The 22,266-nt window shown below is 68.3% G+C and carries 17 protein-coding genes; 13 read left to right on the top strand and 4 right to left on the bottom strand.

Going from position 1 to position 22,266, the window contains the following annotated elements:
* Positions 1-19: 19 nt before the first annotated feature.
* Together FHX37_RS06650 and FHX37_RS06655 are read left to right on the top strand one after the other, a co-directional pair.
* Positions 20-1,054: a ferrochelatase gene (locus FHX37_RS06650; protein ID WP_141922796.1), complete on the top strand. Its 1,035-nt coding sequence runs from the start codon at positions 20-22 to the stop codon at positions 1,052-1,054.
* 489 nt (positions 1,055-1,543) lie between these two features.
* The gene (locus FHX37_RS06655) at positions 1,544-2,347 is read left to right on the top strand and encodes an inositol monophosphatase family protein (protein WP_141922798.1); all 804 of its coding nucleotides are present in this window, start codon (positions 1,544-1,546) and stop codon (positions 2,345-2,347) included.
* Positions 2,348-2,429: 82 nt separating this feature from the next.
* Here FHX37_RS06655 and FHX37_RS06660 read toward each other — a convergent pair whose 3' ends face one another.
* Genes FHX37_RS06660 through hisI form a run of 3 tightly spaced genes read right to left on the bottom strand, consistent with a single transcriptional unit; the run spans position 2,430 to position 3,810 of the window.
* Complete coding sequence (locus FHX37_RS06660; RefSeq protein ID WP_141922800.1) at positions 2,430-2,741, bottom strand: HGxxPAAW family protein; 312 nt, start codon at positions 2,739-2,741, stop codon at positions 2,430-2,432.
* Positions 2,741-3,415 (bottom strand): Trp biosynthesis-associated membrane protein, encoded by a 675-nt coding sequence (locus FHX37_RS06665; RefSeq protein ID WP_170181513.1) that lies wholly within the window; start codon positions 3,413-3,415, stop codon positions 2,741-2,743. The genes FHX37_RS06660 and FHX37_RS06665 overlap by 1 nt, the downstream gene beginning before the upstream one ends.
* Complete coding sequence (gene hisI / locus FHX37_RS06670; RefSeq protein WP_141922805.1) at positions 3,412-3,810, bottom strand: phosphoribosyl-AMP cyclohydrolase; 399 nt, start codon at positions 3,808-3,810, stop codon at positions 3,412-3,414. The genes FHX37_RS06665 and hisI overlap by 4 nt, the downstream gene beginning before the upstream one ends.
* A 250-nt stretch (positions 3,811-4,060) precedes the next feature.
* Here hisI and FHX37_RS06675 point away from each other — a divergent pair, with 250 nt between their 5' ends.
* From FHX37_RS06675 to FHX37_RS06715, 9 genes are all read left to right on the top strand, one after another.
* Entirely contained in the window at positions 4,061-4,534 is a 474-nt protein-coding gene (locus FHX37_RS06675) for a DUF2752 domain-containing protein (protein WP_141922807.1), read from the top strand.
* A 276-nt stretch (positions 4,535-4,810) separates the two neighbouring features.
* Positions 4,811-5,617, top strand: coding sequence for an indole-3-glycerol phosphate synthase TrpC (trpC, locus tag FHX37_RS06680; RefSeq protein ID WP_141922809.1), 807 nt, complete (start codon positions 4,811-4,813; stop codon positions 5,615-5,617).
* Between the two features lie 850 nt (positions 5,618-6,467).
* Positions 6,468-7,688 carry a tryptophan synthase subunit beta gene (gene trpB / locus FHX37_RS06685; RefSeq protein WP_141922811.1) on the top strand — a complete coding sequence of 407 codons (1,221 nt, stop codon included), beginning with the start codon at positions 6,468-6,470 and terminating at the stop codon, positions 7,686-7,688.
* The gene (gene trpA / locus FHX37_RS06690) at positions 7,685-8,491 is read left to right on the top strand and encodes a tryptophan synthase subunit alpha (RefSeq protein ID WP_141922813.1); all 807 of its coding nucleotides are present in this window, start codon (positions 7,685-7,687) and stop codon (positions 8,489-8,491) included. The genes trpB and trpA overlap by 4 nt, the downstream gene beginning before the upstream one ends.
* Before the next feature lie 316 nt (positions 8,492-8,807).
* Complete coding sequence (locus FHX37_RS06695; protein ID WP_141922815.1) at positions 8,808-9,359, top strand: MauE/DoxX family redox-associated membrane protein; 552 nt, start codon at positions 8,808-8,810, stop codon at positions 9,357-9,359.
* 370 nt (positions 9,360-9,729) lie between these two features.
* Complete coding sequence (locus FHX37_RS06700) at positions 9,730-10,749, top strand: DsbA family protein (RefSeq protein ID WP_141922817.1); 1,020 nt, start codon at positions 9,730-9,732, stop codon at positions 10,747-10,749.
* A 9-nt stretch (positions 10,750-10,758) separates the two neighbouring features.
* Entirely contained in the window at positions 10,759-11,766 is a 1,008-nt protein-coding gene (gene lgt, locus FHX37_RS06705) for a prolipoprotein diacylglyceryl transferase (RefSeq protein WP_141922819.1), read from the top strand.
* Between the two features lie 71 nt (positions 11,767-11,837).
* Complete coding sequence (locus FHX37_RS06710; RefSeq protein WP_141922821.1) at positions 11,838-12,959, top strand: hypothetical protein; 1,122 nt, start codon at positions 11,838-11,840, stop codon at positions 12,957-12,959.
* A gap of 120 nt (positions 12,960-13,079) precedes the next feature.
* The gene (locus FHX37_RS06715; protein ID WP_141922823.1) at positions 13,080-13,955 is read left to right on the top strand and encodes a hypothetical protein; all 876 of its coding nucleotides are present in this window, start codon (positions 13,080-13,082) and stop codon (positions 13,953-13,955) included.
* A gap of 37 nt (positions 13,956-13,992) precedes the next feature.
* Here FHX37_RS06715 and FHX37_RS06720 read toward each other — a convergent pair whose 3' ends face one another.
* A complete protein-coding gene (locus FHX37_RS06720; RefSeq protein WP_246062152.1) occupies positions 13,993-15,615 on the bottom strand; it encodes a bis-aminopropyl spermidine synthase family protein in 1,623 nt (540 codons plus the stop codon).
* A 517-nt stretch (positions 15,616-16,132) separates the two neighbouring features.
* Between FHX37_RS06720 and gltB the strand changes: the two genes are divergently transcribed.
* Complete coding sequence (gltB, locus tag FHX37_RS06725) at positions 16,133-20,695, top strand: glutamate synthase large subunit (RefSeq protein WP_141922827.1); 4,563 nt, start codon at positions 16,133-16,135, stop codon at positions 20,693-20,695.
* A 33-nt stretch (positions 20,696-20,728) separates the two neighbouring features.
* The gene (locus FHX37_RS06730) at positions 20,729-22,186 is read left to right on the top strand and encodes a glutamate synthase subunit beta (protein WP_141922829.1); all 1,458 of its coding nucleotides are present in this window, start codon (positions 20,729-20,731) and stop codon (positions 22,184-22,186) included.
* Positions 22,187-22,266: the final 80 nt, after the last annotated feature.

Consider the following 22,266-nt stretch of genomic DNA (forward strand, 5'->3'; position numbering starts at 1 on the left):
ACCTGGTTTCATGTACACCATGAGGCCCTATGACGCGTTTCTACTGATCTCCTTCGGCGGACCGGAAGCCAACGAGGACGTGATCCCTTTCCTGGAGAACGTCACGCACGGGCGCGGCATACCCCGCGAGCGCCTGGCGGAGGTCGGCGAGCACTACTACCTGTTCGACGGTGTGAGCCCGATCAACCAGCAGTGCCGTGAACTGCTCGCCGAGATCCGCTCCGACTTCTCCGCCAATGATGTCGACCTCCCCGTCTACTGGGGGAACAGGTTCTGGGATCCGATGCTGACCGACACGGTCGCCCAGATGGCCAAGGACGGTGTACGCCGTGTCGTGGCGATGGCCACCTCGGCGTACAGCAACTACTCCAGCCACCGCGCCTATCTCAACGACATCGCCACGGCCCAGGAGGCTGTCGGCCCCGACGCTCCGCGGATCGACCTGATCCGCCCGTTCTTCGACCACCCGGGGTTCGTCGAGCCCCTGGTGGAACACACGCGGGCCGCCCTGGACCGGCTTCCGGCCGGGAAGCGTGCCGGGGCGCGACTGCTGTTCTCCGCGCACTCCATTCCCACCGCCATGGCCGAAGCGAGCGGATCCCCGCATCAGGACTACGGCCCGGAGGGCGCCTACGTCGCGCAGCTCGCCGAGGTGGCACGGCTCGTGGTGGAGCGTCTTGGGAGCGGTCACGACTATGACCTGGTCTACCAGAGCCGCAGCGGTCCGCCGAGCCAGCCCTGGTTGGAGCCCGACATCAACGACCGGCTACGCGACCTTTCCGAGGAGGGCGTGTCCGCTGTCGTGGTTGTCCCCCACGGCTTCGTCTCCGACCACATGGAGGTCAAGTACGACCTGGACAACGAGGCGCGGGAAACGGCCCAGGAACTGGGCATGGATATGGTGCGTGCCGGAACCCCGGGAACGCACCCTGCCTTCGTCTCCATGGTGCGGGAGCTGGTCGCGGAACGGGCAGACCCGCACGCCTCGCGGGCGGGTCTGGGGAACGTGCCCGGATGCCCGGAGGAGTCGAACGACTGCTGCCAGCGCGGGTGAACCGGAACGGCCAGTCGCGTCGCCTGATGGCACGGTTCGTTCCTCCGCCGCTGACCTCCGACGGGTCGGAGGGAACCGGCCACCGCCTGCTCCGCGGTCTGGCGCACCTGGTGGAACACGCGGTGTGGGAAAGTGTTCTCCTGCGGGGCGTGTGCCGCGGGGGTTCCGGACGACGCCGGTACCACCGCGGCCCGGGGCGCGATCCAGGGCACCGATCAGTGCCGTGTCCGGCTGTTGCAGCGCGCGGGCGGTTAGGTCCTGTTTTCGGGCGCTTGTCCTGCTGCGCGCCGCCCCGGGACACCGCCCGGCGGCGTTCTCGTCGGTCGGTGGAGGGTCCGCTCTGCCTTCCTCCTCGGCCTTGCCGGGCGGCACCGGAGACGCCGCTCGCGACGAACAGCGCCCAAAAACAGGACCTACACCCACACCAGAGAGGAGGAGGGCGTTTCCTCCCCGGTCCGACGGGCTGGGGTCTCCACGCCCAACACGACGATGACTGTTGCCGCGCGGCCGGAAGAGTTGCTGGCCCTCGCCGTCGACGTCGCCGGTGAGGCCGGCCGGTTGGCGCTCGAGAACCAGGACGGCATCGACGTGCTCGACACGAAGAGTTCACCCACCGACGTGGTCACTGAGATGGACCGCAGGTGTGAGGAGACGATCCGGGAGAGGCTGCTGCGGGAGCGTCCCGGTGACTCCGTCCTCGGGGAGGAGAGCGGGTCCGACAGCGGAACGAACTCCGTCCGGTGGATCGTCGATCCCATCGACGGCACGGTGAACTATCTTTACGGCCGGGAGGACTGGGCCGTGTCCGTAGCAGCCGAGGTGGCGGGCGACGTGGTGGCTGGCGCTGTCGTCGTCCCGCGGCACGGGGACGTCTACACGGCCGCCCGCGGCGCAGGAGCTGCCTGCAACGGGCAGCCCCTGCGCGCCGCGCGGCCCGTGCGGCTGGACAGGGCGCTCGTGGCCACCGGCTTCGGCTACAGTGCCGCGCGACGTGCCCAGCAGGCCGAGGTGCTGCGCGCCGTGCTGCCACAGGTACGCGACATCCGGCGCGGTGGCGCGGCGGCTGTGGACCTGTGTTCCGTGGCTCGGGGGCGGGCGGACGCCTACTACGAGCGAGGGCTCAAGTACTGGGACTGGGCCGCTGCCGCACTGGTCGCGCGGGAGGCAGGGGTCCGAGTGGAGGGGCTGCACCACGCGCCTCCCGACTCGGAGCTGCTTCTCGCAGCCCCCCACGACCTGTTCGAGGAGCTGCACGACCTCCTCGCATCGCTGGGCGCCGACACGACCGGTTGACGGTACGCGCCGGTGCGGCACCCGCGTCTCCGTCAGCGGACACGGCCGACGGGCCCCTCGTTCCCTGCCGGGGGACGCGGGATCAGCTGCTCCCAGCCGCAGCCGACGCGCGGTTGTCCTCAGCGCTCCCGGCCGCGTCCCGCTGATCCGGCTTCCGCTCCTCGGGCATCGGCGGGGTCGGTCGGGGGGATGTGCGGCCGAGGCCGAACTTCTTCATGACGCCGGAGATCACGGCGCAGACGACGCTGGCGCCGAGCGCGACAGCTGTCCACAGAACAAAGTCCTTCCCCAGAATGATGGCGAGTGCTGCTATGCTCCACGCCGCGATCCAGGTGACGGTCAAAAACCACGCGGCGACGGTGTTTCCGTGGTCCTCGTGCTGCTCGTCGGCCATCAAGACTCCTTCGAATCCACGTTCGTATCGGTGGCGGGCGCACTGGTCGCAGTCGCGGAGCTGGATTCTGCGGTGACGTCGTCCGACACCGGCCCGAGAGTGGGATCGACGCCGCTGTCCAGGGTTTTCCACAGTTCTGCGGGTTCGCCTGCGCGGTTCGCGTCGGCGGAACCGTGGCGATCGTACCGGCTTCCCATGACCGGCCACGCACCACCCCGTACAACTGTAGCGACCCCAGCTGCCACCAGAAGGACAGCGCCTGCCGCGGCAAGCACGGGCCACGCCGTGTGCACCGTAGGTCCGCTGATCGGACCGTCGACAGCTGACTGCTCACTGGCCAGGCGTGTGAGTTCGGATCCGCGCGTACTGTGCCAGATGTCGTACGCGGCCACCGCGCCGAAACCCGCGACCGGGACCCCGAGGACACGGCGTGCTTTTCCCCGGCTGGCTACCAGGGCGGCGACACCGGCGAGGCCGGCCCATCCCAGGGCGGAGACGGTGCGGGTGACCTCGTCCCCGGACAGTGCCACGGAGGCGGGAGCCAGTGGGTCGGGCAACACTACGCTGCCCGACGCCCAGGTCTGCCCGCTCGCGGTGAGCAGGGCCGTCGTTCCCGCCAGGATCGCCAGCAGGACAGTGGTGTACTCTCCTCGACTCCACCGGGCGCTGGTCACTTCTGCTCCTGAGCGAGGGGAAGAGGATCGGCGTCGAAACAGGTGCGCTCTCCCGTGTGACACGCCGCACCGGTCTGCTCGACCTGGAGGAGCAGCGTATCCCCGTCACAGTCCAGAGCGGCGGCGGTAACGTGCTGGACGTTTCCGGAAGTGGCGCCTTTCACCCAGTACTCCGAGCGGCTGCGCGACCAGTACGTGGCGTGACGGGTGGCCAGGGTGCGACGCAGCGCTTCGTCGTCCATCCAGGCGAGCATGAGGACCTCCCGCGTGTCGTGCTCCTGGACGATCACGGGAAGCAGGCCGTCACTCGTGTGCCGCAACCGCGCGGCGATGCGGGAGGGCAACTCGGCGCGAGAAGCGTCCTGGGGTGTGTTGCCGGTGGTATCGGAACTCATGGGACCAGCTTAGGGCCGTACCGGAGACCTCCTTCTCGGGACGGGGGGACGTGCCCCGTCCGGTTCGCTGCGCCGGGGCAACGCCAACGGGACCGTCCTGAGGGGAACCGTCGGAGGCCGCGGAGCGTCCCGGATACCAGAAGCGGGTGGACCGCGTGTTCGTCGGGACGGGGTGTGGTTCCCGGCGCGGGGAAAGCGGGGGCTCCGGCCCGACAGCAGTTCCGGAACGGAAGAACGGTGGGCGCCAGCAATGCCAGAAGCGGAAACCACGACGGCCACGACCCCCTCCGGCCGTACGCGGGCGAGGAACCTACTGCGGCGCGTACACCCGGCCACGGTGCCCGTGCTGCTCGGGGCCGCGGGGCTGGCCGCCGCCACGATGGTCCACTTCGTGGACCCTCACGAGCCGGGACACTATCCGGTGTGTCCCTGGCTGCTCCTCACCGGGACCTTCTGCCCCGGGTGCGGGACGATGCGGGGGGTGAACGCGCTCACCAACGGGGACATCCTCGGGGCATTGCGTATGAACGCGTTCACCATGATGATGCTCCCCGTCCTCGGGTACGGTTACGTTGTGTGGCTGTACCGTTCGTTCCGTCCGAAGCGCTCTCCCGGGGGGCTCCGGATCCCCGCAGTCTGGCTCTACCTTTTCCTTGGTGTTCTCCTCGCTTTCTGGTTGGTGCGCAACCTTCCCTTCGGTTCCGTCCTCGCGCCACCCTCCTGACGGAGTGACGGTGCGGGAAGGACGAAGCCGCGTTCCCGCACCCCCGGACAGCCCGTCCCGACGGCGCGGCTCACGGTTCCGGGACGGAAGGACCGTGTAGCGACCAGGCCGGTGGCGGGTTCCACCTCCCGGGTCGATACGATCAAGAGCACAGGACGGCGAACTACGGGGCTTGCCGCTACCACCGCCTCCCTTGTCGCGCTCCGCCCACGGTACGGAGCGGCCAACAACGGGGTCGGCAGAGCGGGAACTGCTTATTAGAGGGGGCAATCTCACGTGAGCGTGCTCGACGAGATCCTCGATGGTGTACGTGCTGATCTCGCCGATCGGCAGGCCGACACCCCCTTGGAACGGCTTCAGGAGAAAGCCGAGTCAGTGCCATGGCCCCACGACGTCGCCGCGGATCTGCGTCGTCCAGGAGTGCAGGTCATCGCTGAGGTCAAACGTTCCAGCCCCACCAAGGGGCCGATGGCTGCGATCGCTGACCCGGCTGCTTTGGCCCGCGACTATGCGGACGGCGGTGCCTGCCTGATCAGCGTTCTCACCGAGCCGCGCCGGTTCAGTGGCAGCCTGGGCGACCTTTCCGACGTGCGTGCCGCGGTCCCCACCCCACTTCTGCGCAAGGATTTCATCATCAGCGCGTACCAGTTGTGGGAGGCGCGAGCGTACGGCGCGGATGCGGTTCTGCTGATCGTGGCGGCACTGGAACAGGGCGTCCTGGTGTCCTTGGTCGAACGGGCCGTGTCACTGGGCCTGACCCCGCTCGTGGAGGTGCACACCGAAGAGGAGACACAGCGAGCTCTGGACGCGGGCGCTACTGTCATCGGCGTCAACGCTCGCGACCTCAAAACGCTCACCGTGGACCGCGAGGTTTTCTCCCGTATCGCACCTCTCATCCCCAGCGATCGGGTCAAGGTCGCCGAGTCCGGGGTTCGCGGGCCGCACGACCTGTTGGCCTACGCGGGTTCGGGAGCGGATGCGGTCCTGGTCGGCGAGAGCCTTGTCATGGGAGGGGCGCCGCGCCACGCTGTCGCCGACCTGGTGACGGCGGGCGCGCACCCGGCCTTGCGGGACCGGGGATGACGGGAACGGCACCGGTCCCGGTCCGTGACGTCGGGAAAACCGGTTAGCCATGTGTGCTGCTGCCCTCGTGTAGGGTCGTGGGCAGAGGGAGGTCGCCAGTCGTGCAGTCGCGGTATCACCACCAGCCGGAGCCCGGGTGGCGCCGGGGGTGCGGTGGTGCCGGACCAGCCGGCAGTGGAACAGGATCCGCTCGGAACGGCACTCGCCGGGACAGTCTTCCCACGTCCCGCAGACCGCTGCGAAAACCCCTGCAGAACTCGTCAACGGGTCCGCCGCGGCCCGCGGGGTCCGCCGCGGGCGTTGCCGCCACCACCGCTTGGCGAGAGCCCCACGAGCACGTCCACCACCTCGTTCCCGTCCTCCCGATGCGCGAGTCGGCGGCACGCGGGCCGGAGCCTCCGTCGCGGGGCGGGAGCAGACGCCCACCGGAGGGTTCCACCGGACGATGGCGCAGGGGAGTCCGCTCGCTCCCCGGACTCCCGTGATCCCCCGGACATCGGAATTCTCTGCTCAGGGAGGTGCGGCGGCGCTTCCGAGCCCCTCGCTCGCGGCACGACGTCGGTGCCCGGCCGTGGGGTTGCCCCTGTGAGGTAGGAGCGTCGGTCCCCGGCCGGACCGGGGCGGTGCGGAGCCCGCCACCCAGCGGCTCCCGTACCCTCCCGCCCCCAGGGACGGCATCCTGCCGCCCCGGGAAAACGGACACCGGAGTCGGCGGCCGGTTCTCGGACCGTTCCGGCCGCCTCCCCGTATGCTGCGACGCCACTGCGCAGCGTGATAGGGCTTTCCAGCGCAGGTTCCTGCGGCGGCCCAACCCGTTCGTTTCGTTTCGCACGTATCCAGGAGAGGAACCATGACCTCCACACGACCCCGTTCCGCCGGGGGGCACTACGGCCGTTACGGCGGCCGTTTCAGCCCGGAAGCCCTCGTCGCCGCCCTCGACGAGGTGGACCAGCAGTGGGAGCGGCTCAAGAACGACTCCGCGTTCCAGCACGAGCTGGGAGAACTGCTCCGGGAGTACAGCGGCCGCCCCACTCCCGTGACCGAGGCGGCGAACTTCGCCGCTGAGAGCGGCGGCGCGCGCATCCTGTTGAAACGCGAGGACCTCAACCACACCGGGTCGCACAAGATCAACAACGTGCTCGGCCAGGCACTGCTCGCCAAGCACATGGGAAAGACCCGTGTCATTGCCGAGACCGGTGCTGGACAGCACGGGGTCGCTACCGCGACCGCCTGCGCTCTGCTCGGGTTGGACTGTGTGATCTACATGGGAGAGGAGGACACCCAGCGCCAGGCCCTCAACGTCGCCCGGATACGGATGCTGGGTTCCGAGGTCGTTCCCGTTGCGATCGGAAGCCGCACCCTCAAGGACGCGGTCAACGAGGCGTTCCGGGACTGGGTGGCCAACGTCGGGACGACCCACTACCTCCTGGGGACGGCCGCCGGTCCCCATCCGTTCCCCACCGTGGTGAGCGAGCTGCAACATGTGATCGGGGAGGAAGCCCGAACCCAGGTCACGGAACGCACCGGACGGCTGCCCGACGCGGTCGCGGCCTGTGTGGGCGGAGGTTCCAACGCCATCGGGATCTTCGGCGCCTTTCTCGACGACACCGACGTGCGTCTGTGCGGGTTCGAGGCGGGGGGCGACGGAGTGGAGACCGGAAGGCACGCCGCTTCCATCAGCGGCGGAACGCCGGGAGTCTTCCAGGGCGCACGCACCTACATGCTGCAGGACGAGCACGGACAGACCATACCCAGCCACTCCATCTCGGCGGGTCTGGACTACCCCGCTGTGGGTCCGGAACACGCCTGGCTCGCCGACAGCGGCCGGGCAACCTACACGCCCGTCTCCGATTCCGAAGCTATGGACGCGTTCGCCCTGCTGTGCCGTACCGAGGGCATCATTCCCGCCATCGAGAGCGCGCACGCCCTGGCGGGTGCGTGTGCGCTGGGACGGGAGCTCGGTCCGGAGGCGACGATTCTGGTGAACCTGTCCGGTCGGGGAGACAAGGACGTCAACACCGCCGCCACGTATTTCGGGCTGGTGAACGAACAGGAAGGGAAACAGGCGTGACGGTACTGCACACCACACTGGCGAAGACCCGGGCTGCCGGTAGGGCGGCCCTGATCGGCTACATCCCCGCCGGTTTCCCCGACGTGGACTCGTCCATCACACTCATCCGGGCCATGGTCGAGGGAGGGTGCGACGTTGTCGAGGTCGGCCTTCCCTACTCCGATCCGACCATGGACGGTCCCACGATCCAACGTGCGGCGGACCAGGCCCGGGCGTCGGGAACGACCCCCTCCGACGTACTGCGGGTCGTGGCGGCGACAGCGGAAACCGGCGCCGCGCCGCTGGTGATGTCCTACTGGAACCCCATCGAGCGTTACGGTACGGCGGCTTTCGCCTCCGACCTGGCGCGGGCCGGGGGAGCCGGAGTGATAACCCCGGACCTGCTTCCCGAAGAGGCGGGGGAGTGGTTCGCCGCTACCGACGACGCCGGACTGGACCGTGTTTTCCTGGTCGCTCCGTCCTCCAGCGACGAGCGGCTGAGGCTGACGACCGGCGCCTGCCGCGGTTTCGTCTACGCAGCGTCGCTGATGGGGGTCACCGGTACCCGTACACAGGTCGCCGACACCGCAAAGCACCTGGTGGCGCGTACGAGAGCGGCGGCGGGTGAGGAGCTTCCGGTCTGTGTGGGACTGGGTATATCCACCGGTCGGCAGGCCGCTGAGGTCGCTGAGTTCGCGGACGGGGTGATCGTGGGCGCCGGTTTCTGCCAGCGTGTTCTGGAGGCACCGGATCTCGCCGGGGGAGAGGACGCGGTGCGGTCCTTCGCCGCCGAGCTCGCCCAAGGGGTGCGTGGCCACGGGTAAGAATCACGTGAGAGTGCTTCCCGGGATTGCGGCTCTCGGGTGCGCGCAGCGTTGTGTTACGGCTACAGTTCCTTCCAGTGGTCGGGCGCACAGCGTGCCGAGACCCTGACAGCTCCTCGCCGCTGGACGGGTGGAGAGGTGAAACGCCCGCGGAGGCGATGCGGGCCCTCAGGCTGGGGCGCTCGCCGTGGAAGCGGGAAGCAGCGGGAAACCGTGAGGAACTACCGCTCCGCACGCGGCCCGAGCCGTGTCGGGGCCCCGCCGTCCGCGGCGGGGTACGTCAGACGACCGTGTTACCGCCGGGAAAGAGACACTGATGGAGACTGGCAACCAGGAGCTATCCTCTCCCCCCGACCAGGGATCTTCTTCGGCGCCGCAGGCGGGTTCCGGTGCGATGGCCCGTTACTGGGAGGTCGCCCAGCCATGGGTGAGCCTGCTTTCGCGGCTGGGGCTCGCAGGCGTGCTGATGTTCTCCGCTTACACGAAGCTTCCCCCGCCCCTCTCGGTACAGTCCGTCGAGGCCTACCAACTCTTCCCGGACGGAGTGAACACGTTCCTGGGGTACACGCTCCCCCTGTTCGAGTTCGCGTTGGCAGCACTGCTGCTGGTCGGGCTGGCGACGCGTTACGTTGCGGCTGTCACGGGGCTTCTCATGGTCGTGTTCATCGCCGGAATCGTCTCGGCGTGGGCACGGGGGCTGACGATCGACTGCGGTTGTTTCGGCAGCGGAGGCCAGGTCGCAGCCGACGAGACCGCCTACGGTTGGGACATCGCCCGGGACATCGGGTTCATGGCACTGGCCGGCATCATCATGGTCTGGCCCCGTTCCCCTCTCGCTGTCGACCGGCTCGTCGGGTTGTACCGCTGACCGGGCACCGGGCGGGATTCCGGCTGCTCGGACGGCACCGAGTCCAGGCGGGCCACGGTGGTCCCCCATGCCAGGGTGGAGCGGAGGCTGGCGACCGGCCGCGCGCTCGTGCGACCGAAGGCGCCGTGCGCGACCGGAGACCGCCGGGTGCCGGACGGTGGTGCTCGTGCGGCGCGTGACGTCACCGGGCCGGAGCTGCCGGTTCCGGCCTCCAATACAGTGGGGTTCCCTCGCTGCTTGGTCAGGCTGGGGACATGTCAGGGCGTTGAGGTGCTGGCCTGCCGTTGGAAGGGTGTAAGGACCGGACTTTCCGCGCGGGTCCTGCAATGCCAGCTAGAACAGATTCGGCAAGGGAAATGGTGATCGGCTGATGGGTAAGGCGTCGCGGCGCGCCTCCCGCGAGCGGCTCAAACAGGAGCGGATGAAGGCCCGGCAGCGGGCCAAACGCAACAAGATCCTCGCTGTGATCGGCGCTGCCGTGGCCGTGATCGCGTTGGTGGTCGGTGCTGGGACACTGTACTTTTACCAGCAGAAGAAGGAAGCGCAGGAGTTCGCCGAGCAGTACGACTCCCTGCCCTCGCAGGCTCTCCAGCAGGACGGCAGTGTCGTCCTGGCGAAGGAGGACACCCAGGCTCCGGTCGTGGAGGTGTACGCGGACTTCCAGTGCCCCGCCTGTCGGCAGCTCGAGGAGAGCACCGGTCCCACCCTGCAGAAACTCGCCGCTGACGGGGACGCCATCGTGCACTACCGGCCGGTGAGTATCTTCGCCACCCAGGGCTCTCCCACCGGGAGCAACTCGTTGCGCGGCGCTGCCGCGGCACGGGCCGCGGCCGACTACGGGAAGTTCGTCGAGTACCACGACATTCTCTTCCAGAACCAGGGGGCGGAGAACGCCACCGGGTTCGAACCCGACGAGCTGAAGGAGTGGGGCAACACCGTCGGCATCGACGACCCGGAGTTCGACGAGCGTGTCGACGCCGAGAGCGAGACCGTCGACGAGTTCTCCGGGGACTACCTGAGCGATCTTGTCGAGCAGGCGCGCTCCGAGTTCGGGCAGCAGGAGATGCAGAACATGGCGCTGGACGAACTGGTCCAGTGGGGCGACGAGAACGGCCTGGACAGCTCTTTCATGGACGGGACCTACGTCGAGGAAGTGGTACAGGCCACGGGCGAGGTCAAGCGAAAGTACCCGGAGGAATTCCAGGGGACGCCAGCTGTCTTCGTGAACGGGTCGGCGCTGGGTAACGAGGCGTACTCGGCGGACGGGATGGAGCAGGCCGTCCAGGACGCGGAAGCGGGAACGGTGGATACCGAGCCTGCCGATTCCGGAGACGGTGCGAGCCCCGATGCCGAAGCGGAAACAGACGACTCCGCCGACAGTGAGAAATAGTCCCCGTATATGACAATTCCAACATCCGGGACCGCGACACGTACGCTTGCGGTGATCCCCAGCCCCGAGGTGAGTTCCTTCCAGCTCGGCCCGCTGACCATCCACCTGTATGCGCTGTGCATCCTTGCCGGTGTCATCGTCGCTGTCTACTGGAGCGAACGCCGCTGGGCCGCCATGGGTGGCGAAAAGGGCACCATCATGGATCTGGCGGTACCGGCGGTCCTGCTGGGGCTCGTCGGGGGGCGCCTCTACCACGTGATCAGCGACTACCAGTACTACTTCGGCCCCGGAGAGGAGCCCATCAGGGCGCTGTTCATCTGGGAAGGCGGCCTGGGAATCTGGGGCGCCGTCCCGCTGGGGGTCCTGGGGGTCTGGTGGTTCGCGCGCCGCCGCGGCCTCTCCATGGCGCAGTTGTCGTTCGCCATCGCTCCGGCGCTGCCACTCGCCCAAGCGTTCGGCCGGTGGGGAAACTACTTCAACCAGGAGCTCTTCGGCCGGCCCACCGACCTTCCCTGGGCGCTGGAAGTCACTCCCCACCCCAGCGGGGCGCCCCGTGCCGGCATGGTGATCGGTGAATCCACGTACCACCCCACCTTCCTGTACGAGTCGTTGTGGTGTCTGGGGCTGGCGGTCGTGCTGCTCTGGCTCGGGAGACGCTACCCGCGCCAGCTGGCGGGCGGGCGTCTCTTCGCGGTCTACGTTATGGGCTACGCTGTGGGGCGGTTCTGGATCGAATACCTGCGTGTCGACCCGGCGCACGTCATATTCGGACTGCGGCTGAACAACTGGACATCGCTCCTGGTCCTCCTCGGCGCGATCGTCTACTTTGTCTGGGCCGGGCGCCGTCTGAAGCCCCTGCTGGTAAAGGGGCCGCAGGTCGAGCGGGAACCCGACGCCCCCTCCCCGGACACGCGCGGGAACAAGGGGAGCTCCCCGTACGCGGATGAGGAACAGCGCACCGGCGAAACCTCCGCGTCCGGTGAGGAACCGGGAACCGAGCGATCCGACGAACCGTAACGGGAGGAATAGGCGAAGCTGGTTCCCGGGGCCTTCCGGCTCCGTGACCAGCCGGATGAATGAGCACCCACGTGAGCAACTCCGACTCCGACAGCCGGGCAGGACGACGTCGCCCCCGGAAATCCGGGATGTTCCGTAACCGCGGTAAGAGAGCGGAACGGACGGAACGCCCCCAGGGTTACGAGGACGCCGGGGACGCACCGTCTCCGGAGCAGCAGGCGGAAGCGGCCGGTGAGCACAGCAGCGGTGATACTCCGGTTTCCTCCCGCCGGGAACGCTCCCGGCGGGAGGAGAACCCGAGGGCAACGCGGCGCGCGGCTCCCCGGAGCGGCGTCGATCCGGTCTCCCGGTTCTCCGCCTCAGCGCTGCGCCGCGTCAGTGTGCTGGGGGACCGCCCTAACCAGATGGTCAACTCGCTGGCGGAGCAGAGCCTGCGCCGACGTGGCTCGGTGGTGCTGGGAACACTCCTCTCGCTGAGCGGGGTGGCGCTTCTGGCGCTGCTCGGTGTTCTGGTGTACCAGTTCGTCTTCCTGTCCTCCGGCCACGAGACGGAAGGAACGGGAAAGATCGTGGACCCGCCCAGCGGGCATCCCACGCTCGTTCCCGACATGTACCAGGGGGACGGCTCCGGGCAGGAACTCTTCGCGCCGATAGAGGAGCGCGGGGACGAGGCGACCCCGCTCACCGAGAAGGAAGTGTTCGGGTCCGACACCGAGGAGCTGGATCTGGACAACAGTACGCTGACGCTGCAGGACTCCGAGGTCGGCGACACGTGTACGGCTATGGTCTGGGGAGAGGATCTCCAGCAGGCGCTGGTGGACGGTACGTGTACCTCTTCCGCGCGTGGCGTCTACCAGGACCCGGACGGGGAGTATGTGACGCAGTTCACCCTATTCGATCTGGATGATTCCTCGAGTGCCGGCGAGGTCGCCGCGGAGCTCGACCCCACCGACCAGGAGACCGAACCGGGGTTCGTGCTTCCGCTGAACCAGGAGATCGAGGGACTGAACTCCGGATACAGCCAGGCGACGACTCAGGTCATGGGTCATTACCTGGCGGTGTTCTGGACCGCGCGTGTCGACGGTGAGGAGCCGGGTGACGACGAGACCCTGGCGACCTTCAACGTGTTGACGATGGACGCCGCTGTGTCAGTATACGAAGAGCTCAGCAGGACCAAGGAAGCCCAAAGCTGACGTGCGGTAACCGAGACGCCCGGTGCGCGCTAGGATTTGCGCACTGGCGGCGGGTAACGGCAAGCTTCGCACATCCCCTCCAGTCCATAGCCACTCTTTTACCCCCGTCGAGAGGTTCTGGTGTCTCCTTCCGAGTCGTCCGTCTCCGGTACTCCCGGTCGGCGGAGGAAGCCCGACGAAGCCGACTCCATCGCGGGCCTAGCCGCGCCGGCGCCCCGCAAGAAGGGTTCCCGCCGCCGGCGTAAGAACAACGCGAGCAACGGGAAACTGCTGCGTGTGCTGCTTTCCGTGCTGGGCGTGGCCGTGGTCGCTCTCGTCGCTGTTCTGCTGGTGCAGTTCGTCTGGGGAGGAGCGACCGCACCGGAGCAGGCCCGGCCGGCCGCCTACAACGTTGAGGACTCCCAGACGATCACCGAGGCCCTGGCCACGCGGGAGGACGACAACCGTGACATCGGAGAGAGCGAGTTCTTCGAGCGGGGCAACGAGGAGTTCGAGAGTCAGGGGCTGACCTTCGAGCTGGAGGAGAGCGACATCACGGCCGACTGCGCGGAGGCCGTGTGGGGCGAGGAACTTCGCACGGCGTTGCGGGAAGGCGGTTGCGAGCAGGCTGCCCGCGCCGGCTACACCAGTGACGATCACGTGGCCGCCGCGGTCGTGTTCAACCTGGAGGACACCGATGCCTCCGAGTCGGTCGCGGAAGCGATGAGGCCGCCCCAGGACGCTGAGGCGGAGGCCCCCGGATTCTTCACCGTTCCTGGCGACTCCTCTCCGCTCGACCGGCTCGGCGGAGGATACAGCGCTGCCGAGGCCATGGTGAGCGGCCACTACCTGGTGGTGGTGTGGGTCCAGTCAGTGGCATCGGACTCTCCCCAGGAAGAGGAGGACCTCACCTCCCCCCTGATCGCGGTCAGCGGTTTCAGCGACCCGCTCTACCGTCGGGTCGTCCAACAGGAGAACGCCCAGCAGCTGGACGGAGAGCAACCGGAAACCCAGTGAGCGGGCTGGATGCGGCCGGAGGGTCCCGGGAGACGTGTCACTGCTGTCGGGGCGCGGGCAACTCCGCGGTGAGGCTCCGGGTAACCGACACCAACTCGGCGGTCCGGTGCTCGGGCAGGGTGAGCAGCGAGAAACCGGACAACTGGGAAGCCGTTCCGGCGACCCGATGGCGCGCCCCCTTCTTGTTGACCGGCGCGCCGGACTCGGAGGCGACGCGCACGAGCCCCTCGCGCAGGACACTGGTGAGGTTGCCGTGGGCGCGTTGTTGGCAGTGCAGGAGCAGACGCTCGGCCGGTGTGCTCGGGGCGGTCTCCCGCTCGCTGGCGACGAGGAGGGTGTATCCCGGGGTGGGCTGCCGTTCCAGAATCCGCAGGTCGAAACGCGGCCGGAGGAGCCGCTGCAGCCGTGTGTAACCGTCCTTGCGGGCGTGGGGGTTGGCCGCGGACACGAGAACGTGCGTCTCCGCGGCGGAACTCGCGAGGACGACCCGGAGAAGCAGGTCCTCCCACCCACCGGTCAGGTTGACGGCCGCCCGGTCAGCCGGCGTGGGGGACGACAGCCAGTCCTCCAACCGCACGCTCTGCCGAGCCGGGTCGGCTGGGGTAACCGGCCACGCCCCGACCGTGGTGTCCGCGGCAGAGCGTTCCAGGACCGCGCGCGCACTTGTTTCCGGTAGGACACCCTCGGATTCTGCCGCGTTCTCCCCCCGGCTGTAGATCCGGGGGCGATCGGTGGTGGTACGCGGGGCGGGGGTGCGTGGTGTGGGACGCAGCACGTAAAGGTCGCTTGCGGCGCCGATGGCCTCCGCTCCCGTGTAGCGGTTGAAGTCCGGCCACATCGCTTCGATGGCGAGGTTCAGCCGCAGCAGTCGCGTCTGCGTCTTGGCGGTGAGGGTCGGTGTTGTCTCGCTCGCCCCGTAGGCGAGCAGCAGTCGTGCCTGCCGGAAGTCCGCGAGCCCCTCCAAGCCCCGGCGGACGAACGTTTCGACGCCTTCGGGAGTGTAGGGAGGGTCAGTGAACACCAGGTCGGATCCGGCCTGCAGGGAGGAGGGGAGGTCCAGACGCAGGTCGGCGAAGTAACAACGCACCGCGAGTCCGAGTCGTCCGGCGGTGGTGTCGATGTACTCCAGCGTGCGTTCGTCGATGTCGACGACCCTCGCCTCGACATCGGGACACACCATCGCCGTGGCCAGGGATGTCAGGTCATGGTCACCGACGAACAGCAGGCGCGCCCCGGACAGCGCGAAACGGGAGTCCAGCAGGACCCCCCGGCGTAGGGCCGTTTCCGCCGTGGCCGCAACGTGGTCGAGTTCGGTGCGCGGGGGTGGTGCCTCCGCGACGATCCGCCGCAGTTGTTCCGCTGCCTCGGCGTGTTCCGTCCCGGAAGGCGGGAACGGGTCGGCCGCCCGGCTGCGGTGGTAACGGAGGTACTCGTCGGGACGGGCCAACCGGACACGGTCCCCGTCGCGTTCCACCTCCGTGCCGAGGGACACAAGGGTGCTATCCACCAGACGGTGCGGAACGGCGGTGGCTCGCACGAGCTCGCGCGGACTCCACCACGAGCCGTCCGAGAGGGTGGCGAGGACATGGTGGATACGTGTTGCGTTTATGCCGTGCTGGTTGAGCAGGTCCGGGATGCTCGACGGGTAGTCATCGGTCACGCCCCGATCATCCCACGCCGTATCCGGGGGAGCGGCCCGGAGAACCGGTACCCGTCCCTCGCGCGGCACGGTCGCGCTCCTCCCTACCGGGAGGATGGTTATGGTCACACTTCGGGCTCCGCTGCGGGCAGGGGAACAGGATTCCCGAGGAAAACGGGATGTTTGTGTTGGATGTCTGGAGGAAAGACCTGTGTCCAGCTCGTTCCTGAAGGGAGCGCCGAGCGCCTTCCCGCAGTGGGGCACGGGTGTCCTGGTTCCGCGATGGCGCGGTGGCCAGTCGTTTTCCGTCATCCCCTGCAGCAGTGCGGAGCCACGATGTATTACGATGAGTGACCCGCGAGTGCGGCACTCACTGGAGCGAGTACCGGAGATCACGAAGGGGTGCATCCACGGACGGCTTTGACGCCTCCGGGGATCCGGTTACAGGAGAGCAGCAACCGCGTGCCGACGCAGCAGGGCCAATGTCGTCCCGTATGCGCTTTTCACGAAGCCCAGACGTACGACGACAGGAGGGTCGATGCCTGCTGGCCATGCACAGCGTTCTCCCCTACGGCCGACCACTCGTGACAGCCGGGACGGGCTGTACGACAGCGCCCACGAACACGACGCTTGCGGTGTCGGCTTCGTCGCGGACCTGTCCGGCAACCGCACCCACGAGACCGTGGACAGGGCCCTGGACGTCCTCCGCAACCTCGACCACCGCGGTGCCGCCGGGGCTGACCCCGACGACGGTGACGGCGCTGGCATCCTGACCCAGGTTCCCGACGCGCTCTATCGCGACGTGTGCGGGTTCACCCTCCCCGAGGCCGGCGGGTACGCCACAGGTCTCGCGTTCCTTCCGGCCGACGCCGAGGAACGCGAGGCTGCCATCGCCACGGTCAACGCCATCGTCGAGGACGAGGAGCTGACGGTGCTCGGCTGGCGCGACGTACCGGTGGAACCCCAGTACTGCGGGCCGGCGGCGCGCGAGGTCATGCCGTTCTTCGGTCAGGTCTTCATCACCGGCCGTACCGGAACCCCGACCGAGGGACTCACCGGGATCGAGCTGGAACGCTACGCGTACTGTGTGCGCAAGCGGGCCGAACACGAGGCCGGGGTGTACTTTCCGAGCCTCTCGCCCCGGACCATCACCTACAAGGGCATGCTGACGACTCCGCAGCTGGAGCCGTTCTTCCGCGACCTCTCCGACCGGCGCTACACGTCCGGGCTGGCGCTGGTGCACTCGCGGTTCTCCACCAACACCTTCCCCTCGTGGCCGCTGGCGCACCCCTACCGGTACGTCGCCCACAACGGGGAGATCAACACGGTCAAGGGCAACCGCAACATGATGCGGTCCCGGGAGGCCACCCTCGCCAGTGACGTGCTCCCGGGGGACCTGTCACGCGTCTTCCCGATCGTTGATCCCGGTGACTCCGACACGGCCTCCTTCGACGCCACTCTGGAGCTGCTGCACCTGGGTGGGCGCTCCCTGCCGCACGCGGTGCTGATGATGATCCCCGAGCCCTGGGAACGCCACTCCGAGATGGATCCCCAGGTCCGGGCGTTCTACGAGTTCCATTCCATGCTCATGGAACCGTGGGACGGTCCGGCCTCGGTTTCCTTCACCGACGGTTCCCTCGTGGGCGCGGTTCTGGACCGGAACGGGCTGCGGCCCGGCCGCTACTGGGTCACCGACGACGGCATGGTGGTCATGGCCAGCGAGTCCGGTGTTGTGGACGTCGAGCCGGAGCGTGTCACCCGCAAGGGGCGACTGGAGCCCGGCCGGATCTTCGTGGTCGACACCGAGCGGGGGCGCCTGCTGGAGGACGAGGAGATCAAGGCCGAACTCGCGGCCGAGCATCCCTACGCCGAATGGCTGGAACAGGGAGTCGTCCGTCTCGAGGATCTCCCGAGAGCCGAGTCCGACCCTGTCGCGGATCTTCTCCACCAGCAGCAGGTCTTCGGCTACACGGAGGAGGAGCTCCGGGTCATCCTGAGCCCGATGGCGCGGACCGGGGCGGAGCCGATCGGTTCGATGGGTACCGACACCCCCGTGGCGGCCCTGTCGCACCGCTCCCGGCAGCTCTTCGACTACTTCTCCCAGGGGTTCGCCCAGGTCACGAACCCACCGCTGGACGCCATCCGGGAAGAACTGGTCACCAGCCTGCACACAGCGCTCGGCTCGGAAGAGAACCTGCTCTCGCCCGATCCCCAGGACTGCGAGCGCATCGTGGCCCCCACCCCCGTGCTCAGCAACGAGGAACTGGCCACGGTCGTCGCGGCTGGCGCAAGCGACGGCAACCCGGCTTTCCGTACATTCGTCGCGGACGGCACGTATCCGGTCGCGGGTGGAGGAAGCGGACTGGTGCGCCGTCTCGACGAGATCTGCTCCGAGGTATCCGCGGCCATCGCGGAGGGTGCGCACATCGTCGTCCTGAGCGACCGCGGCGCCTCGCCGGAACGGGCCCCCATCCCCTCACTGCTGCTCACCGGAGCCGTGCACCATCACCTGGTGCGTGACAAGACCCGCAACGAGGTCGGGATCGTCGTGGAGTCCGGCGACGCACGGGAATGCCACCATGTCGCGCTGCTCCTCGGCTACGGAGCTTCGGCGGTCAACCCCTACATCGCCCTGGAATCGGTGCGTGACCTGGTGGAACGGGGCGTCATCAGCGACGTTTCCCCCGAGTCCGCCACGGCGAACACGGTCAAGGCCTACGCCAAGGGCGTCCTGAAGATCATGTCCAAGATCGGCGTCTCCACCGTGAACTCCTACAGCGGGGCGCAGATCTTCGAGTCCCTCGGGCTGGGGGCCGAGGTCATCGACCGCTGCTTCGTGGGAACCACCTCCCCGCTGGGAGGCGTCGGGTTCGACGTGCTGGCCGAGGAGATCCGGATGCGGCACGCCACCGCTTACGCGGACAACCCGGCTGACCATCGCCGCCTCGCGGTCGGTGGTGAGTACCAGTGGCGGCGTGAAGGCGAACCGCACCTGTTCAACCCCCAGACTGTTTTCAAGCTGCAGCACGCCACACGCAGCCGCCGGTGGGAGATCTTCAAGGAGTACACCTCCGAGATCGACGAGCAGGCCCAGGGGCTGATGACGCTGCGCGGTCTGTTCCGCATCAAGGAGGAGGAACGCAGTCCGGTCCCGATCGAGGAGGTCGAACCGGTAAGCGAGATCGTGAAGCGGTTCTCCACCGGAGCCATGTCGTACGGGTCCATCTCGGCGGAGGCGCACGAGACCCTGGCGATCGCGATGAACCGGCTCGGGGGGAAGTCCAACACCGGCGAGGGCGGTGAGGACCCGGACCGGTTCACCCCCGACGAGAACGGGGACCTGCGGCGCAGCGCCATCAAACAGGTGGCCTCCGGCCGGTTCGGTGTCACGTCGCACTACCTGACCAACGCCGACGACATCCAGATCAAGATGGCCCAGGGGGCGAAGCCCGGTGAGGGCGGCCAGCTCCCGGGACACAAGGTTTACCCCTGGATCGGCGGAACCCGCCACTCCACTCCCGGCGTGGGCCTCATCTCGCCTCCGCCGCACCACGACATCTACTCCATCGAGGACCTCGCCCAGCTCATCCACGACCTGAAGAACGCCAATCCGCAGGCGCGGGTGCACGTCAAGCTCGTCTCCGAGGCCGGGGTCGGCACCGTCGCGGCCGGTGTGTCCAAGGCCCACGCCGACGTGGTGCTCGTCTCCGGACATGACGGTGGCACGGGTGCATCCCCACTGACCTCGCTCAAGCACGCCGGCACCCCCTGGGAGCTGGGGTTGGCCGAGACCCAGCAGACACTGCTGCGCAACGGACTGCGGGACCGGATCGCCGTGCAGACCGACGGTCAGATGAAGACCGGGCGCGACGTCATCATCGCCGCACTGCTCGGTGCGGAGGAATTCGGGTTCGCGACGGCTCCGCTGGTGGTCTCGGGATGCGTCATGATGCGGGTCTGCCATCTCGACACGTGCCCGGTCGGTGTCGCCACCCAGAACCCGGAGCTGCGGCAGCGGTACACCGGCAAGGCCGAGTTCGTCGTGAACTTCTTCGAGTTCATCGCCGAGGAAGTCCGGTCCTACCTCGCTGCGCTGGGATTCCGCAGCCTGGACGAGGCCATCGGCGAAGTGGGACTGATCGACCCCTCCGAGGCTGTACGGCACTGGAAGACCGAGGGGCTCGATCTCACGCCGGTGCTGAGCGAGACCCCGACGTGGGAGGGCGACCACCGGCGCCAGGTGCGCAGCCAGGACCACAGTTTGGAAAAGGCGCTGGACAACACCCTCATCCAGCTGTGCGAAGGGGCGCTGGAGTACAAGGAACCGCTCCAGCTGGAACTGCCGATCCGCAACGTGAACCGCACGGTCGGGACCATGCTCGGCCACGAGATCACCAAGCGTTACGGCGCCGTGGGGCTTCCCCAGGACACCATCGACATCACGTTCACCGGCTCCGCCGGACAGTCCTTCGGGGCCTTCCTGCCCAGCGGGCTGACACAGCGACTGGTCGGAGACGCGAACGACTACGTCGGCAAGGGGCTCTCGGGGGGCCGGATCACCGTCCGTCCGCCCGAGGACGTGCCGTTCGCCCCCGAGGAGCACATCATCGCCGGGAACGTCATCGCCTACGGCGCGACCTCGGGAGAGGTCTTCCTGCGCGGGGTCGTGGGTGAGCGGTTCTGCGTGCGCAACTCGGGAGCCCTCGCAGTGGCCGAGGGGGTGGGTGACCACGGTTGCGAGTACATGACCGGCGGCCGCGCCGTCGTCCTCGGCAGTACGGGGCGCAACTTCGCCGCCGGCATGTCCGGCGGGATCGCCTACGTGCTCGACCTCGACCCGCAACGGGTCAACCACGAGATGGTCGATCTGGACCCCTTGGACGGGGACGACCGCGCGTTCCTGGCGGACGTGCTGCGGCGGCACCGCGAGGAGACCGGATCCGAGGTGGCCAGGGAACTGCTGGCCGGCGGCGAGGCCGCGTTGGGGCGGTTCGGCAAGGTCATGCCACGTGACTACAAGCGCGTGCTGCAAGCCCAGGCTGAGGCGGAACGCGCTGGACGCGACGTCAACGAGGCCATCATGGCCGCCGCCCAGTCGTAAGCGCCGCGCCAGCGAACGGAAGGACAACGAACAATGGCGGACCCGAGGGGATTCCTCAAGATCACCGAGCGGGAGCTTCCCGCGCGCCGTCCGGTGGACGTGCGTATCCAGGACTGGCGCGAAGTCTACGCCGAGGCCGACCGCGGATCGGTGGAACAGCAGGCGTCGCGTTGTATGGACTGCGGCGTCCCCTTCTGCCACAACGGTTGCCCGCTGGGCAACCTCATCCCGGAGTGGAACGAACTCGTACGGCGCGGTGACTGGGGCGAGGCGATCGAGCGGCTGCACGCCACCAACAACTTCCCCGAGTTCACCGGGCGGCTGTGCCCCGCACCGTGCGAGTCGGCCTGTGTGCTTGGCATCAACCAGCCGGCTGTCACCATCAAGAACGTGGAGAACTCCATCATCGACCGGGCGTGGGAGGAGGGGTGGGTCCGTCCCCAACCTCCCGCCGAACGCACCGGGAAGAGAGTCGCCGTTGTCGGCTCCGGCCCGGCCGGGCTGGCCGCCGCCCAACAGCTCACGCGGGCGGGACACGACGTGACCGTCTACGAGCGGGCGGACCGTATCGGAGGGCTGCTGCGGTACGGCATCCCGGAGTTCAAGATGGAGAAACGGCACATCGACCGCCGCATCGCGCAGATGAAGGCCGAAGGGACCACGTTCACCACCGGTGTCGACATCGGGGTGGACGTCACGGTGGAACAGCTGCGTGCCCAGCACGACGCCGTCCTGCTGGCCGGTGGCGCCACCGCGTGGCGGGACCTTCCCGCCTCCGGGCGCGACCTGGACGGGGTGTACCAGGCCATGGAGTACCTTCCGCAGGCCAACCGGGTGCAGGAGGGGGACTACACCACCCCCTCCATCAACGCCGAGGGCAAGCATGTCGTTGTCATCGGCGGTGGTGACACCGGGGCGGACTGCATCGGTACCGCCCACCGCCAGGGAGCGGCCTCGGTCACCCAGTTGGAGATCATGCCCAAGCCTCCCGAGCAGCGGCCCGACAACCAGCCGTGGCCGACGTATCCCATGCTGTACCGCGTGAGCACCGCCCATGAGGAGGGCGGGGAACGCCTCTACTCGGTGAGCACGGTGGAGTTCCTCGGTGACGAGCACGGGCGGGTGCGCGCGCTCAAACTTGTCGACGTCGAACGCACCGACAGCGGGTTCACCCCGGTGGAGGGCAGCGAGCGCGAGATCCCGGCGCAGTTGGTGACCCTGGCCATGGGGTTCGTGGGACCGCAGAAGGAAGGCATGGTCGAACAGCTCGGGGTCGAGCTGGACGGCCGGGGCAACGTGTCCCGGGACAGCGACTACACGACCTCGGTTGAGGGCGTGTTCTGCGCCGGTGACATGGGGCGCGGCCAGTCCCTCATCGTGTGGGCCATCGCCGAGGGCCGTTCCGCTGCTGCCGGGGTGGACCGTTTCCTCACCCGGACGGAGACGAACCTGCCCCGGGCCGTCGCCCCCACGGACCGCCCGTTGGTCTAACTCCGTCCCGCCCGGCCCTGGGAAGCGGCCACACGAGCCGGTGCCCAGGGCCGGGCGGTCGGAAAACACCGTCATCTGAG

Source organism: Haloactinospora alba (assembly GCF_006717075.1).
Lineage (GTDB): Bacteria > Actinomycetota > Actinomycetes > Streptosporangiales > Streptosporangiaceae > Haloactinospora > Haloactinospora alba.

What these genes read in the sequence shown, in the direction of transcription:
- FHX37_RS06700 (WP_141922817.1), top strand. Translation starts at nt 9,730, where the DNA reads ATGGGTAAGGCGTCGCGGCGCGCCTCCCGCGAGCGGCTCAAACAGGAG.
- FHX37_RS06660 (WP_141922800.1), bottom strand. Translation starts at nt 2,741, where the DNA reads ATGGCCGACGAGCAGCACGAGGACCACGGAAACACCGTCGCCGCGTGG.
- FHX37_RS06655 (WP_141922798.1), top strand. Translation starts at nt 1,544, where the DNA reads ATGACTGTTGCCGCGCGGCCGGAAGAGTTGCTGGCCCTCGCCGTCGAC.
- lgt (WP_141922819.1), top strand. Translation starts at nt 10,759, where the DNA reads ATGACAATTCCAACATCCGGGACCGCGACACGTACGCTTGCGGTGATC.
- FHX37_RS06675 (WP_141922807.1), top strand. Translation starts at nt 4,061, where the DNA reads ATGCCAGAAGCGGAAACCACGACGGCCACGACCCCCTCCGGCCGTACG.
- trpB (WP_141922811.1), top strand. Translation starts at nt 6,468, where the DNA reads ATGACCTCCACACGACCCCGTTCCGCCGGGGGGCACTACGGCCGTTAC.
- gltB (WP_141922827.1), top strand. Translation starts at nt 16,133, where the DNA reads ATGCCTGCTGGCCATGCACAGCGTTCTCCCCTACGGCCGACCACTCGT.
- hisI (WP_141922805.1), bottom strand. Translation starts at nt 3,810, where the DNA reads ATGAGTTCCGATACCACCGGCAACACACCCCAGGACGCTTCTCGCGCC.
- FHX37_RS06695 (WP_141922815.1), top strand. Translation starts at nt 8,808, where the DNA reads ATGGAGACTGGCAACCAGGAGCTATCCTCTCCCCCCGACCAGGGATCT.
- FHX37_RS06650 (WP_141922796.1), top strand. Translation starts at nt 20, where the DNA reads ATGAGGCCCTATGACGCGTTTCTACTGATCTCCTTCGGCGGACCGGAA.
- FHX37_RS06730 (WP_141922829.1), top strand. Translation starts at nt 20,729, where the DNA reads ATGGCGGACCCGAGGGGATTCCTCAAGATCACCGAGCGGGAGCTTCCC.